This window comes from Nonomuraea harbinensis, assembly GCF_019396385.1.
GTDB classification, from domain to species: Bacteria; Actinomycetota; Actinomycetes; order Streptosporangiales; family Streptosporangiaceae; genus Nonomuraea; species Nonomuraea ferruginea.
In genome coordinates, this window is record NZ_JAHKRN010000068.1 from 23,122 (window position 1) to 37,234 (window position 14,113).

Here is a 14,113-nt window from a genome sequence, read left to right on the forward strand (position 1 = left end):
CTGATCACATGAGAACCATCACTTCTGTCTGGCGCGGCTACGCGGCGGCACTGTGGGCGCTGGCCTATGGTGCTCTCGGGTCGGCGTGGGCGCTCGGCCTGCCAGGCTTCCCCTGGGGTGCCTCCGATCCCGACCCGGACGGGGCGCTGTCCATCCTGGCCGGGACGACGCCGCGCTTCGGTTGGTGGATTGCCGCCTTCGGCCTGCTCACCGCGGCGACGGCGCTGGCGCTCACCCGCAGGAGCGATCGTCGTGCTCCGTTGTTCCTGGCGTGGCCGATCGCCGTGAGCCTGGTCCTGGTGGTTCCCGACTCGCGGCTGATGATGGGCGTCGCCTACACGCCGCTGCTGCTGGTGGCACCGCTCTTCGGCTGGAGCCTGGGCGGCGCCACCTTCGCCGATGCCTGGCCATGGCCCGTCCTGAACCAGCTTCTCTGCGTGCTGGGCGGACTGCTGCTGGCCGCCACGGCGCTGGCGTACGGCCGTAGCCAGGCCCGCACGCGTTGGTTCACCCCGCAGCGGGGCCGCACAGCCGTGTACGTGGCCGTCGTGGTGCCTCTGGTGTACTGCGCCACCCGGTGGGCGTGGGCGTTCGGCATCCCGCTCGGAGTGAGCCCGGAGTTCCTGGCCGAAGGCGAGGACGGCCTGTGGCTGGCGGGTGCCTACCTGGCGACCTTCGGCGCGTTCGGCGGCGTGCTCACCCTCGGGCTCACTCAGCGATGGGGGGAGATCTTCCCCCGTTGGATTCCCGGCCTGCGCGGCAGGCGGGTACCGCCCCTGCTGGCGGTCATCCCTGCCGGGTTCGTCGCGATCATCATTGCCGTGGCCGGACTGACGTACATCCGCTGGACGATCGCAGGCCGGTTCGCCCTGTCCGAATGGGGTGCCTGGCTGCCGGAGTGCTTCTGGCCGATCTGGGGTGCCGCACTGGCCACCGCCACCGTCTCCTACCATCTGCGCCGCAAGGACGACGCAAATGCGGTGGATGTCGGCGCTGGTCGCCGACGTGAGGCCCCAGCAGAAGGTGATCGCGCTGCCAGGGCCCGGCGGACCTCGGCGCGCACCGCCGGTAACCGCTCGGGCGGGATGTGATAGGTCGACTACGAGGCGAGGATGCCGCTTGCCTCCCCCCGGACTGGCCTCGGCCGTCGATGGAGGTGGGAAACGATCAGTCGAGCTTTGGGAAGCGATCTAGAACCGCCCCCCTTTAGCGCAGGTCACACGTACTCGTGAACAGCCCACCAGGGGCCGTTCATGAGACGGCCGGACTGAAGTTGACGGGATCCCGTCTGATCATCGCGATCGGGCGGGATCTCGTCGTTTCAGGGGTTTCCGAATCGGGTTCGTCCCGGTTTGGGGGCCGCGGAGCAGGTGTCCGGGAAGGCCCGGGTGGTGTCAGGCCGCTGGTGGAGGACCGAGATCCGGCCGTTGGGCATGGCGAAGCCGACGGTGGGCTGGGCGCTGCGGCCAGGTGGTGGATTTTGCGGCTTATGGGGCGGGGGGTGGCCTGTGGAGTTGCCCCGGTTCGGTAGACACATCAGGGCTTGTGACTACGCGGCAGCGTAGTCGAGGTCTTGGGCGTTTTTGAGGGCGTGTCGGCGTTCGTATTCAGCGGGGCTGAGCTGGCCGTTGGCGGAGTGGCGGCGGCGCGGGTTGTAGAACCCTTCGATATAGCTGAACAGGGCCCGTTCGGCTTCTGATCTGGTGCGGAAGGTGCGCCGGTCGATCAGTTCGCACTCCAGCGAGGCGAAGAAGCTTTCGGTGATCGCATTGTCGAAGCAGGTCCCGGTACGACCCGTCGACGGGCGGACGCCAGCTTGTTCGCAGCGCTGGCCGAAGGCGATAGAAGTGTATTGGCTGCCCTTGTCGCTGTGGTGAATCACTCCTGCCTCGGGGCCGCGCTGGTGCAGCGCCATCGCCAGCGCGTCGGTCACCAGTTCGGTGCGCATGTGCTCGGCCATCGCCCAGCCCACGATCCGGCAGGAGAACACATCCAGCACCACCGCCAGATAGACGAAGCCCTGCCACGTCGGCACATACGTGATGTCGGCCGTCCAGACCCGGTTCGGCTCCTCGGCGGAGAAGTTGCGCCGGACCAGGTCGGAAGCGGCTGCGCCGCGCGGATCGGCGATGGTGGTGCGAGCGCCCTTGCGCCTGCTCACCCCGGCCAGCCCGGCGGCGCGCATCAGCCGGGCTACCCGTTTGCGGCTCACCCGGACCCTGTCGAGCTCGCGCAGGTCGGCGTGGATGCGCGGCGCCCCGTAGATCTCATCGGAAGCCTGGTGATGCGCTCGGATCCGCTCGGTCAGTTCGGCGTCGCGGCGGGCTCGTGCTGACGGGCCGCATCGCCGCCGGGCCGCCCAGGCGTAGTAGCCCTGGCGCGACACACCCAGCACCCGGGCCAGCAGGGAGACCTCGTGGTGGTCCTTCTCCGCATGAATCAGCCGGAACCTCATCTCGGCAGATCCGTCTCCCGCGCGAAGAAAACCGCGGCCTTACGCAAGATCTCCTTCTCCTCGCGGAGAGTCTTCACCTCGCGTCGCAGCCGGGCCAGCTCGTCCTTCTCGGCGCTGGTCAGGCCGTCTTGGCGGCGGCCGTCATCCAGGTCGGCCTGGCGCACCCGGGTACGGATCGACTGCGCGGAGGGCTGGAACTCCTTGGCCAGTTCCTCCGGCGTCCGTCCCGCGCGCACCAGCTCCACCATCTGCCGGCGAAACTCCGGCGGATAGTTGTTCGGCACAGCAGACTCCTTCTTCCGGGAACCAGGGTTCCCCAGAGATCAGGTGTCCACCAAAACGGGCCAACTCCACCTGCTCTGGCCTGCGGGTGGCGTGCCGTCGAAGGTCCCGGCTGGAGTCTGCGGGGTGTCGGCGAGCGTGACGGGCTCGTCTTGGGGCTCATGGATGTGGCCCCAGGCGTCGAGGAAGTGGTCGTTGGCGACGGTGACGAGCAGCGCGACCAGGATGGTCTGGGCGACGCGACCGTGAGCGAGCCGGTTCTTCGGATCAGCCAGGTCGAGTTCGTGGCCTTTGAGGCGGCCGTTCAATCCCTCCGTCATTGCCCTGGCAGCGAAGTACGTCCCTCGCCACGAGGGGCTGAGGTAGGGCATATCCTGGCGGAACTTGTCGAGGTGGCCGAGGTCGTCCTTGTTCAGGGTGATGGTGCGCTGGTGGCAGATCCTCGGCAGTTCGCCGGTCTTGTGGTCGGGCTGTGGGGGAAGAACGCGAGGCTTGGCCGCGGGGTGGGCGGCTCGTTGCCGGGTGTCGGTGAGGTCGACCGCGGTGGGCCGGTTGGGTCCGCGCTGGTGGAGGCGGTCGAAGCGAGGGCAGGTCAGCGATGGGGAGGTGCCTGCTGCCGGGCACTGGAAGCGAACGGTGCCGTCGGTGTTCGGGCTCTGCTTGAGGCGCAGCAAGTACGGCTCTCGCGCGCTGATGAGCGCCGTTACGTCATCGACCCCGCGCGTACAGGTCACGAACGAGATCGAGCCTACTCCCCACACCGGGAAACGATCATGCTCGCGCCGGGAAACGATCTTCAGGTTAGGCATGTACGGGCTCCGGCATCAGCGGGTACACCCGCCGAACACCTGGACGTACGACACGGCTGGTGTGATGGAGCCAGCGTCAGGATCAGCGCTCCCATAAGCCACAGCAACGGACATCTTGGGGCCCGCTGACATCATGTTTTTATAGTGGGGGAAGCTGTTGCGCCACCAGTCGAATGCCGCCCTAGGCGTCACCGACTGTGCACCCCATCCCACGTAGGTGTTCTCGTAGGCCTGCCATCTGAGGCCCCTGGCGGCGCAGTGGCTGGGCAGGTTCGTGAGCTGTTCCACACGCTTCTGTGGGGTCGATCCGGTCCGCGGATTAATATGCGGGTTGCAGTTCTCCGGTTTGTCCTCAACGGGAATGCAGTTCTTACTTGGAGTGACTTTCCCCCACCAGCGCAGGTTGATCGCATCCTTGACATGGCGGGTCGCGGCAGCGCCAATGCCTGGCTTGACTCGTACACCAGCTTTACCAAGCGTTCTGTCTAGGTCTACCCGCGGCATAAGCCAGTGCATCTCTGCGCCCAAGCGGGCGCGCTCAGTTCTGACCAGACACAAGATTGCTACCTCAATCTCCGACTGCTGCCTTCGATACTTGGCGCGCCCCAGGGGCGTATCCACCATGGGTTCAAGGACGCGGTTCTCGTTCGGGCATTGCTGTTCAGCTTTTGCCAGATACGCAGCTTCTGATGCCGGTGTCTGCGCTGAAGACCAAGCCGCTGGAACGCTCAACGCTAGGGAGCTGGCTGCGGCGATGGCGGCTGTTCGAAGGTACGAGGTATTGCGCATGGCGGTCCCTCCCTGTGAAAGTGCCTCCCTGGCGACTCTATGGATGATTCCATCTGCGCGATACAGACGCTCGCTACAGAAAGTGGATATAAAAGGTCAGTGCGTCACCGTGTGAGTGTGGCTAAACCCACCTTTGAACGTGCAAGTCCACCCGACGGCACTGGGAAATGATCAACCTGCACGCGGGACGGTGCCTGTCAAACCGAATGAGACATCAGGCTACTTGTGTGGTTTGAGGTGAAGCGTCGCTCTGGAGGGTCGTAGGTGGCCTATTGATCCACACTCTGGCAGGCAGCGACGGCGGGTAGGGGCGCCAGCCGCGGAACCGCTCGGGGCGGGCCAGGAAGGCCGCGTTCAACGTGACGATCCGCTGGGAGCGGATCTTGACGGCGGTTTCGTCGTGCACGGACGCGGGAGTGTGTATCGCGATGCCTGAATGACGATGCTCGTTGTTGTAATGGCGCGCATGTGCCGCAGCCAGCTGCGGTAGGTCTGTGCCGAACTCGGGGCCAGATCGGTGCAGCCGGTCAGGACGAACGCGTCGATCATCTCGTGCCGCAGCCACACTTCTGGGTCATCCGGCAGGCCGGATCGGTAACACCACACGGCCAGGCGGGTGGTCGCGGTGAGCAGCCGTTGCACCCGGTAGGGAGATCGGTCGGCGCTAGCGGCGACCAGCATCCGCACGTGCCCGGCGACAAGGTCCCATTCCGGCTGGGGGTTTGCGGCCGGTAGCCGGTGATTACCCTGCTCCAATATGAGCCGAGCGGGAAGCGATTGGGTTCGATACAGGAAGTGATCTTCCTGGCCCCTCTCGCGCCCCAGGCCAACCCCACTCGTGAACACCTCGGGGTGACACTTGGCCGCTGGAGTGGAACGGCCACAGACCGCGATCTTGACGGCCATCCAACCGCATGATCAAAAGGAGACATCGGCCGTCCCGCCAGGGGCCGGTGCCAGCAGCAGAGATCGTTCCAAGGAAGGGGAATCCGCCATGAGTGTCGGGAAAGGCGGGCGCCTGGCCACACTCGCGTCAGTGGGTGCGCTGACAGCAGCGCTGTTACCAGTAGGAGGTATGGCCACGGCCTCATCCACCACGCCTCAGGTTCACGCCTGCGTCAGCAAGATCACCCGCGTCGCTCGCATCGTCGACCCGGGGATAGAATGCCTCCTCACCGAGGTCCCCGTCCAGTGGGGAGCCGAAGGACCGGCCGGGCCGGAGGGCTCAGCAGGCCCTGCTGGACCGCAGGGCCAGCAGGGGCCCAAGGGCGACACCGGCCCCGCCGGGCCTCAAGGCGAGGCGGGCGAGACCGGCCCGCAAGGCCCCAAGGGGGACACGGGGGAGACCGGCCCGCAAGGTGAACGGGGGCCGCAAGGACCGCAGGGTCCCAAGGGCGAGAAGGGTGATCCCGGAGGGGTAAGAGGAGCGCAAGTCAAGGAGGCTCCCTTTACGGGCGGCTCCGGCGGCATCATGTGCGACCCCGGCCAGTACGCGACCGGTGGCGGCTACAAGGTCAACAACGGCACAGGCCAGGTCTACCAGAGTCTCCCCGTCTTTGGAGTGTCCAAAGAACCAAGAGGCTGGGAAATCATGACTACCGGTTCAGCCAACGGAACCATCTACGTCACCTGCGTTCCCTGGAGCTAACCCCCAGGCAGAATCCCCTGACTTTCGGCGTCCCGAACAGCCCGCGAAGTACCTCGCTGCGCTTCGGCGAGGGCTTTCGCCATCTCAGCGCGACGTAAGCGAACCAACCCGGCATCCTCTCCCCCTCTCTGTCAGACTCTCGTGAGACCTGAGGACACTGAGCAGGCCAGCTGGGAAACGATCACCCATAACCTGGGAAGCGATCTACAGACCTCGGCCTCGACCGCACGTCACGCACACTCGTGAACACCCCACCAGGAAGATGCAGGTGAGAAGGGTCTTCGGAGTAATCCGGAGGCCCTTTTCTCATGTCTGGAAGTCGATGGGAGCCAATCGGGGAGCCATCTCACTCGGACTCTCTACCCGTGTCGGCTATCGCCGAAGATGGTGTTCATCGTGTGGGCACCTTTGCTGATCACCGGCCGTAGCTGGTGCCGGTAGACCGCTTCCGTGACGCTGGTGCCCGCGTGCCCGACGAGATCGGCGATGGTCTCGATGGGTACGCCTTGGTCACTCATGATGGAGACGAACGAGTGACGTAGTTCTCGGGGACTCCAGGTCGTTCCGATCCCCGCGTCTTTCGTGATCTTTCGGAACGCCCGTCGCACGTTCGAGGCGTCCATGGGGTGCCGACGCTCGTGCAGAACACCAGGTTGTCACCATCGCCTCCCCCAAGAGGAGCAGCCGTACCCGCCTGCCGCATTCACGCCATGCAGCCCAACAACTCCACACTGTAAACGGCAAACACTGGCAGTCACTGCGGGGCGTAAAGATCTTTCAGGCCACGCATCGTCAACGGTGGAACAGTCGAAAGGCGGGAGTTGATACCGGCCGAGAGCGTGTTCGCGTTCCGGCACGCAGCGCTGCCTCAGCCAGGACTAGCCACCGCTCATGCGGTTCACACGTCGATGACGTCGGCTTGTAAGCCTTTGGTCGCTTCATACCAAGTATGGGTGTAGATCGACGAAGGGAGCATGGCCGGTGCGTCGTAAACAGGTGGAGTTCGCCACAGACACCGTGGCGTTCGAGGCCTTCTACCGGCGGCACGTCGAGGAAGTCACGCGATTCCTGGCCCGCCGGGTCGATGACCCCCATGCGGTCGCGGACCTGGTAGCGGATGTGTTTCTGGCGGTGATGGAGTCCGCTCACACCTACCGGCCGAGACGGGGCAGCGAGGTCGCGTGGCTGTATGGCGTAGCACGCAACACGCTCTCGGCCGAGCGGCGCCGGGCGTTGCGGGAGTCCCAGCTGACCGACCGCGTAAGCAGGCGGCGGCCACTGGGCGGCGACGACATCGCCCGGCTGGAGGAGCGGATCGACGCGGAGCAGCCCGCTCGGCGGGCTTTCCAGGCCATGGCCGACTTGCCTGAGGGGGAACGCGCCGTGCTGGAGCTGGTCGTCCTCGACCAACTGACAGTTACCGAAGCCGCGAGTTCCCTCGGCATCCGGTCGGGGACCGCCATGGTGCGGCTGCATCGCGCGCGCCGGACGCTCAAGGAAGTGCCCTTCGTCATGGAAGGAAACGGCACATGAGTTTCGAGGAGCAGTTGCTGATGGATCTGAAAGTCGAATTCGCCGCGCGGGACGAACGCCGTCGCCGTACTGTTCGCCGCGTGTCCTTGGGAGCGGCGGTGGCCGGCCTCGCTGCCGCGGCGGCCATCGCCGTACCGCTGATGACCGGCACGGAGAGCTCGGCGTACGCGGTGAGCAAGAAGGCGGACGGCACGGTGGGGGTCGAGATCCGTGAGTTCAAGGACGCCGACCGGCTGGAGCAGGATCTGAAGGCGGCGGGCGTCAGAGTGGACATCACGTACCTCGAGTCCGGCAAGCAGTGCCAGAAGAACAGAGGACGGAGCGTCCTGGCTCCGGACGGGCTCGTCACCATGCGGGAGGGCGGGCTGGATATCAAGCCTCAGCTCATCGGCAAGGACAAGACATTGGTGTTGGAGTTTGCCGGCAAACAGGACGATGAGAAGGAGCCCCCCGTAACCGGAAAGGTGTTCTGGAAGCTCGCCACGCTCTTGGTCCCCGGCGATGTCGGCCCGTGCGTCGTCATCGACGACCCACCGTGGAACGATGACGGCAGCGACACATCAGGACGGCCGCCTGCGGGAAGCTAGCCCTCCGATACGGCGACGCCCGCGCTACCGTCCGGTCCGGCACCACGCCCCCAGGGCGCGGGCTTGCCCAGAGGCGGCGACAGTGGCCCGGTCTGCGAGCGGACCGGGCCGCGCGCGGGTACGAGGATCGTCCCCCGGCTGTGGTCGCGGCCAGGCGAGGCGGGTACCCCTCCTCTGCCACACGCGTGAAGTCTTCCCTGGGGAAGCAGTGCGACCGAAGATCGCTAGGTGCTGGGTGGACATTCACCGTATGAGCCGTCCGGGAGGCGATCACCGTCGTGATGGGAAGCGATCTTGACAAGCCTGTCTTATCGCAGGCCAGCCACACTCGTGAACACCCCACCAGGGGCCGTTCTTGAAACGGCTGGACTGAAGTTGACGGGATCCCGCCTGATCATCGTGATCAGGCGGGATCTTGTCGTTTCAGGAGTTTCCGAACTGGATTCGTCCTGGTTCGGGGCCTGCGGAGTCGGCGTCTGGGAAGGCCCGGGTGGTGTCAAGCCGCTGGTGGAGGGGCGAGATCCGGCCGTTGGGCATGGCGAAGCCGACGGTGAGCGGGGCGCTGCGACAAGGTGGCGGGTTTTGCGGCTTATGGGGCGGGTGGTGGCCTGCTCTGGCCTGCGGGTGGTATGCCGTCGAAGGGCTGGGCTGGAGTCTGCGGCGTGTCGGCGAGTGTGACGGGCTCGTCTTGGGGCTGGTGGATGTGGCGCCATTGGTCGAGGAAGTGGTCGTTGGCGACGGTGACGAGCAGCGCGACCAGGATGGTCTGGGCGACGCGGCCGTGGGCGAGCCGGTTCTTGGGATCGCCGAGGTCGAGGTCGTGTCCTTTGAGTCTGCCGTTGATGCCTTCGGTGTTGGCGCGGACGACCTTGTAGGTCCCGATCCATGCGGGACTCAGGTAGGCCAGGTCCTGGCGGAACTTGTCGAGGTGGCCGAGATCGTCCTTGCGGATGGTGATGGTGTGCTGGCTGCAGATTTTCGGCAGTTGGTCGGCCTTCAGATCAGGCTGTGGCGGCAGGACGCGGGGTTTGGCCGCGGAGTGGGCGGCTCGCTGCCGGGCATCGGTCAGGTCGACCGCGGTGGGTCGGCTGGGTCCGCGCTGGTGCAGGCGGTCGAAGCGGGGGCAGGTGACCGATGGGGAGGTGCCTGCCGCTGGGCACTGGTAGCGGACGGTGCCGTCTGCGTTCGCGCTCTGTTTGAGGCGCAGCAAGTACGGCTCTCGCGCGGCGATCAACGCGGTGAGGTGTTGCGATGGTGTGCGGATGGCGGCGTCGTCCAGGCCGGTGGTGGCCTGCGCGAGCCTGTCGGGCATCAGCGGGCAGGCCGGGGAGCCGTCGATGAGCGGGCTGTCGTGGACGCTGCCCTGCACTCCTCGCTGATCCACTTTGTAATCGAGGGCGAGTCGGTAGCCGAGTTCGCGTGCTGGCCGAGCGAAGTGGCCAGGTTGCTGGTCGGTGTAGGCGCGGTCGGCGACGGCGAAGCCGGTGGGAAAGCCGAGCGTGGCCAGGGGTTTGAGGGTGGTGATGGCGTTGGCGCCGATGCGTTTGTGCGGGGTGTCGAGGACCAGGCCGAGCGCCAGTTGCGGGAAGGAGCCGAGTGCTGTGCGGGTGCGGGCGGCGACGGTGAGAGTGGCGCTGTAGCCGTACTCGGGTGGGCCGTTGCCGGCCGAGTGGTGCCAGCCCGCGGTGATCTCGGTGGAGGCGATCAGTTCCCCGGTGGAGCGGCGCGCTCGGGGTGGGCGGGCGAAGACGGGGGCGGCGGTGGTGTCGATGCCGACGTCGCCGCGGAAATGGCGGAGGTAGCCCCGGCCTTTGGCCCAGCGCCGTCAGCCGCTTGAGCCGTGCTCGGGTGGTCTCCACCCGCCCCCGCACGTCGGGCTCGCCCAGCGCTTGAGCCACTTCCTTGGCACGCATCGTCCGCCCGGAACTCGCCATGATCACAACAACCTGCTTGTCGAGCCCGGCGACCGCTTTCGGCGCCGGCGCGGCCTTCTCCGGCGAGATGTGCGCCGGACCTCCAGGCGCGCCGCCAGAAGGCGCTTGCTCAGGCCCAGAATGGCCGGCCAGCATCGGCGCGACTATCCTCCGGGCGGTGGCCAGGTCGCTCAGCCGCTCTTCCAGGGCTGCCACCTGCTCACGCAACGACGCAAGCTGCCCGCGGACGGACTCCTCGTCCGCGGCAAGCCGCTCCAGCAGCGATGCTTCGCCCAACGTTATGCCCGACCTCCACGTACCGGTGCCGTGCGTAACCCGCAGAGAATCTGCGATTGCAAAGAGTCACATGATGCCTGCAAGCCGTAACTGTAGGTGGCTTTGCGGCTCGCGTGAAGAGACACCTCTGCAATCGGTCCTTCCACCACCGAGCACAGCTCTCCCTGTGACTACAGACCCGCCGGATGGCTCGACAACCACTCACTATGTGCTTTGTGCTTTGTGCCGCCAGGCGTCATGGCGCTGCTGATCCCAAAGACTGCAAGATCCCTTCAGGACCTCAGCAACGGCGCCGACGATCAACCAGCGGCAGATGCCCGTGAACACTCAAGGCTCCTGTGGCAAGACACAGATGACATCTCGAAGGGGGTCCAGTGCTGAGAATAGATCATCTATGGTGACCGACACGTCACCACTGGTGGTGGACTCCGAGATCATCACAAGTTCCCTCGATGATCCGGAGAAGTTCGCCGCCCTGTTCGACCGCTACGCCGCAACGCTTTACAGGTACATCTCCTTCCGCCTCGGCCCAGAACTCGCCGAGGACCTCGTCGGAGAGACGTTCCTGATCGCATTTCGTAGGCGCGACGCGTACGACATCTCCTACCGCGATGCCCGACCCTGGCTGCTGGGCATCGCGACCAAGCTCATCACCGGCCACCGCCGGACCGAGGTCAGCCGCTACCGTGCGCTGGAGCGGCAGAGCCCGGCCCAGCCCGTTGAGGGACCAGAAGAGGCGATCACTCGTGATCTGACCGCTCAAGGGTCGCGGACGGTCCTGCTTAACGCGCTCGCGCTGCTGTCGCGAGGCGACCGGGACGTCCTGCTCCTCGTCGCCTGGAGCGACATGACGTACGAGGAAGCGGCCCGCGCGCTCGGCATCCCGGTCGGCACGGTCAAGTCACGGCTCAATCGGGCCCGGCGCAAGGTCCGCCACACCCTGGGTGGGGTCAACCCGTTGGAGGAGCACGATCATGGATGAATTGAAGACGCTTATCAAGGAACTGGAGCATGAGCCGCCCCACTCCCTGGCTCGGCAACGACTCCGGCTCGCTCAGGAGGCGACCGCGGCACCGCGCGATCAGCGCTGGAGGAGGCTGCTTCCGTTCGGCCAGCACACTCGGCTGGAACGGCCGCTCCTGAGCGGGCGGCGGCTCGCGATGGGCGCCGCTGTGGCGGCGGCCGTCGCGGCGGGCGTGGCCGTGCCTTCCTTGCTCGGTTCCGCCAAGCCGGCCTACGCCCTGACGAAGAACCAGGACGGATCGATCAACCTCAAGATCTACGACTTCCGGAACCCCGAGCACCTCGAGAAGGAACTGGCCGATTGGGGTGTGCCGGCTGACATCACCTACCTGCCTCTCGGCAAGCGCTGCGGAAACAACCGGGCACCCTTCCTCAAGGGTGACCACTTCGGCGCGACCAAGGAGGAGTTGTCCAGCAGTGATGCCGCCGCGCAGGCCAGGCTTCGGGAGAGACTGCAAAAGTCGATCTCTTACCAGGCGATTCGCCCGCAAGATGGCATCACCATCTACCCCCGCCACATCCAGCCGGGCCAGATCGCGATGATCGAGGTTATGGAAAACCCGGTCACGCCCACGGTAGAGCGTCCCGGGGTTGCCTGGCAGTTCAGCGGGCGGCTGACAACCGGGCCCATCGAGCCGTGCAAGGTCGTGGCGGATCCCTCGGCCAACGACTTCGGCGACGCCACACCACCGCCCGGCAGTTGATCCGCACCCCGCGCCGTAGAGTCCGGGCGGAAACCCGTCGGCGCGGGGAGTGTTTCCGACGGGTACGGCCTTGGGGCGGACGACCCGGCCAAGACTCAAGCCGCACTGAGTCCGCCCCATCGGTCAGGCCGGCCGGGAAACGATCATTAGCTTTCCGGGAAGCGATCTTCCAGGCCCCGCCTCTACCGCAGGTCATGCCTACTCGTGAACACCCCACCCAGGTCAGAGGCCGCTTCCAGAGTTTTGGAAGCGGCCTTTGCGTTGCTGGGTGACTAAGTGAGTGACTACGGTTCATCCATCAGGTCCGTTTCCCTCCGGCCCTGCAGTGCTCAGGGATGAGGTGTCTCCACAGTGAGTGATTCCGGCCCCACGACAGTGTGGGTGTTTCTGGGCGAGGACGCTCAGTGGCCCTCCGGTGTGTTCCGGACGCGGGATCGTGCAGAGTCCTGGATCAAGGCCGCCAAGATGACGGGGATGCTCACGGAGTACCCCCTCGACACGGGTGTCTACGACTGGGCGATTGAGCACGACCACTTCCGGCCGCGCGCCGCTCATCAGCAGACCCCCTCGTTCATGGGACGCTTCACGACTGCGCATCAGGAGCACTTCCACTACACCGATGGGGATCAGGACTGAAGGCAGCACGACGAGACGGAAGTCGCGTTGATCACGAAGGCCTAGGCTGTTCGCCATGCCGCGACGAACGTTTCGGGAAGTTGATGGGGAACGGGTCGAGGGCGTGTCACGGCCGGTGTTCATCCGCAACGCCGGCCGATACTTCCTGACCGATCTGGTGATCTATGCCGATGGCGCAATCGACGCCTGGGGCCTGACGGATCTGGATGGGCTGCGACGGCATTTGGAGACCGGCTGGGTCGCGACGTCGCTGAAGCCAGGGCAGTGGGCGTCCGCTCATCAACTTGCGTCCTGGAAGCTGGCGGAGCCGTCGATGTCCGTGACGGCGGACGACCTGTTGGGCCAGGTAGCCGATGCGATCGAGCAGCTCAACGGGCGCCCGGACTCCTCCCGGCGGTGCTGGCTGGCGATCGAGAAGTACATGGACACCAGGTCCGAGGAGGATCGGCGTGCGCTGCGGCAGGCGTACCAAGCCATTCCGGAGATCGATCGAATCTATGTTCTGGGGGACATGGACCGCAAAGACGTCCCGCTTCGGGTCTTGATCACTGAACTCGGTGAGCCTCTGCCGGTGCAGTGGCAGCCATACGACCCCGAGGTGGTGACCGAAGACGACCGGGCAGAGGCGATTCGCTACTTCGAGGAGGTTCTCAGTTATCGGAAGACTCCGCGGCCTGCTCCGCCTGATGACCCCGAGCCCGTAGAAGCAGGCGCGATCACCCTGTACCAGACCGTCTTCCCGCACGGGTGGCCGGAAGATCCGGGCATCCTGGTCCTGCGCAACGAGTACCCGGCCGACATCGAGGTCGGGAGTGTTTCCTATCCGACGGTCACCCATGCCTATTGGGCCCTGTCCACGACGGACCAGGCGGCGCGCGAGCAGATCATGATGGCCGAGCGCCCTTACGACGCTGAAACCCTCGCCAAGGAGACCGGCCGCGTCGAAGGTTGGGCGACCGTCCGGGCAGCCGTCATGCTGCGATTGCTGCGCGCCAAGTTCACTCAGTATCCGGCCCTTGCTGAGATCTTGGTCGGCACGGGGACCGCCCGCATCCACTACACCGGCACAGGGTCGGACTATTGGCACGAGGCAGGGGAGCGGGGCCGTAACTGGATGGGCCGCCTGCTGGAACTGGTCAGAGCTGAACTCCATGCCGAACGACTTGGGCTCGCGACGGATGGCTGAGTCTGCGAATAGGGCTCAGCAAGATTCTTAATCGGTACTCGGTGATGAGCTGAGGCCGTGACGATCGCCGACTTCGGCTCCCACGCCGCCGTGTGTCGCCAGTCCCTGGGCGCCACATCCGCGGTGTGGACGGTCAGGAATTTCTCCAGGTGGGCGGCCAGCCTGATCCAGGCTGGCGGCCATGAAATCTCCAGGTAGACGGACACGTAAAGTCCAGGTGGACGGTCAGGTGAGAGGGACGACACCCTTTC

Annotated in this window: 13 protein-coding genes; 7 read left to right on the forward strand and 6 right to left on the reverse strand. The window is 65.8% G+C overall.

What is annotated here, in order from left to right:
* Positions 1 to 8 precede the first annotated feature (8 nt).
* Complete coding sequence (locus KME79_RS40180) at positions 9 to 1,091, forward strand: hypothetical protein (RefSeq protein ID WP_219551130.1); 1,083 nt, start codon at positions 9 to 11, stop codon at positions 1,089 to 1,091.
* A gap of 458 nt (positions 1,092 to 1,549) precedes the next feature.
* Here the strand turns inward: KME79_RS40180 and KME79_RS40185 are convergent.
* The 5 genes from KME79_RS40185 to KME79_RS40205 all read right to left on the reverse strand — a co-directional run bounded on the left by KME79_RS40185 (position 1,550) and on the right by KME79_RS40205 (position 6,606).
* A protein-coding gene (locus KME79_RS40185; protein WP_219551157.1) for an IS3 family transposase occupies positions 1,550 to 2,703 on the reverse strand; the annotation gives its coding sequence in 2 pieces (ribosomal slippage) (positions 1,550 to 2,490 and positions 2,490 to 2,703; 1,155 coding nt in all).
* A gap of 75 nt (positions 2,704 to 2,778) precedes the next feature.
* Complete coding sequence (locus KME79_RS40190) at positions 2,779 to 3,546, reverse strand: hypothetical protein (protein WP_219551132.1); 768 nt, start codon at positions 3,544 to 3,546, stop codon at positions 2,779 to 2,781.
* Positions 3,547 to 3,561: 15 nt separating this feature from the next.
* Positions 3,562 to 4,335 (reverse strand): CAP domain-containing protein, encoded by a 774-nt coding sequence (locus KME79_RS40195; protein ID WP_219551134.1) that lies wholly within the window; start codon positions 4,333 to 4,335, stop codon positions 3,562 to 3,564.
* Between the two features lie 354 nt (positions 4,336 to 4,689).
* On the reverse strand, positions 4,690 to 5,241 hold the full coding sequence (locus KME79_RS40200; protein ID WP_219551136.1) for a hypothetical protein: 552 nt from the start codon (positions 5,239 to 5,241) through the stop codon (positions 4,690 to 4,692).
* A 1,101-nt stretch (positions 5,242 to 6,342) separates the two neighbouring features.
* A complete protein-coding gene (locus KME79_RS40205) occupies positions 6,343 to 6,606 on the reverse strand; it encodes a tyrosine-type recombinase/integrase (RefSeq protein ID WP_219551138.1) in 264 nt (87 codons plus the stop codon).
* Positions 6,607 to 6,964: 358 nt separating this feature from the next.
* Between KME79_RS40205 and KME79_RS40210 the strand changes: the two genes are divergently transcribed.
* A complete protein-coding gene (locus KME79_RS40210) occupies positions 6,965 to 7,516 on the forward strand; it encodes an RNA polymerase sigma factor (RefSeq protein ID WP_308249225.1) in 552 nt (183 codons plus the stop codon).
* On the forward strand, positions 7,513 to 8,103 hold the full coding sequence (locus tag KME79_RS40215) for a hypothetical protein (RefSeq protein ID WP_219551140.1): 591 nt from the start codon (positions 7,513 to 7,515) through the stop codon (positions 8,101 to 8,103). The genes KME79_RS40210 and KME79_RS40215 overlap by 4 nt, the downstream gene beginning before the upstream one ends.
* A gap of 589 nt (positions 8,104 to 8,692) precedes the next feature.
* Here KME79_RS40215 and KME79_RS40220 read toward each other — a convergent pair.
* Positions 8,693 to 9,487, reverse strand: coding sequence for a hypothetical protein (locus KME79_RS40220; RefSeq protein ID WP_219551142.1), 795 nt, complete (start codon positions 9,485 to 9,487; stop codon positions 8,693 to 8,695).
* Between the two features lie 1,220 nt (positions 9,488 to 10,707).
* Here KME79_RS40220 and KME79_RS40225 point away from each other — a divergent pair.
* From KME79_RS40225 to KME79_RS40240, 4 genes are all read left to right on the forward strand, one after another.
* Complete coding sequence (locus KME79_RS40225) at positions 10,708 to 11,295, forward strand: RNA polymerase sigma factor (RefSeq protein WP_219551144.1); 588 nt, start codon at positions 10,708 to 10,710, stop codon at positions 11,293 to 11,295.
* A complete protein-coding gene (locus KME79_RS40230; protein ID WP_219551146.1) occupies positions 11,288 to 12,040 on the forward strand; it encodes a hypothetical protein in 753 nt (250 codons plus the stop codon). The genes KME79_RS40225 and KME79_RS40230 overlap by 8 nt, the downstream gene beginning before the upstream one ends.
* Positions 12,041 to 12,391: 351 nt before the next feature.
* Positions 12,392 to 12,676, forward strand: coding sequence for a DUF7710 domain-containing protein (locus KME79_RS40235; protein WP_219551148.1), 285 nt, complete (start codon positions 12,392 to 12,394; stop codon positions 12,674 to 12,676).
* Positions 12,677 to 12,731: 55 nt separating this feature from the next.
* On the forward strand, positions 12,732 to 13,862 hold the full coding sequence (locus KME79_RS40240) for an NADAR family protein (protein WP_219551150.1): 1,131 nt from the start codon (positions 12,732 to 12,734) through the stop codon (positions 13,860 to 13,862).
* Positions 13,863 to 14,113: the final 251 nt, after the last annotated feature.

Bases quoted from the DNA above. Each gene is read 5' to 3' on its own strand.
- KME79_RS40195 (WP_219551134.1), bottom strand. From the start codon at position 4,335: ATGCGCAATACCTCGTACCTTCGAACAGCCGCCATCGCCGCAGCCAGC.
- KME79_RS40240 (WP_219551150.1), top strand. From the start codon at position 12,732: ATGCCGCGACGAACGTTTCGGGAAGTTGATGGGGAACGGGTCGAGGGC.
- KME79_RS40200 (WP_219551136.1), bottom strand. From the start codon at position 5,241: ATGGCCGTCAAGATCGCGGTCTGTGGCCGTTCCACTCCAGCGGCCAAG.
- KME79_RS40205 (WP_219551138.1), bottom strand. From the start codon at position 6,606: ATGGACGCCTCGAACGTGCGACGGGCGTTCCGAAAGATCACGAAAGAC.
- KME79_RS40190 (WP_219551132.1), bottom strand. From the start codon at position 3,546: ATGCCTAACCTGAAGATCGTTTCCCGGCGCGAGCATGATCGTTTCCCG.
- KME79_RS40180 (WP_219551130.1), top strand. From the start codon at position 9: ATGAGAACCATCACTTCTGTCTGGCGCGGCTACGCGGCGGCACTGTGG.
- KME79_RS40215 (WP_219551140.1), top strand. From the start codon at position 7,513: ATGAGTTTCGAGGAGCAGTTGCTGATGGATCTGAAAGTCGAATTCGCC.
- KME79_RS40230 (WP_219551146.1), top strand. From the start codon at position 11,288: ATGGATGAATTGAAGACGCTTATCAAGGAACTGGAGCATGAGCCGCCC.
- KME79_RS40225 (WP_219551144.1), top strand. From the start codon at position 10,708: ATGGTGACCGACACGTCACCACTGGTGGTGGACTCCGAGATCATCACA.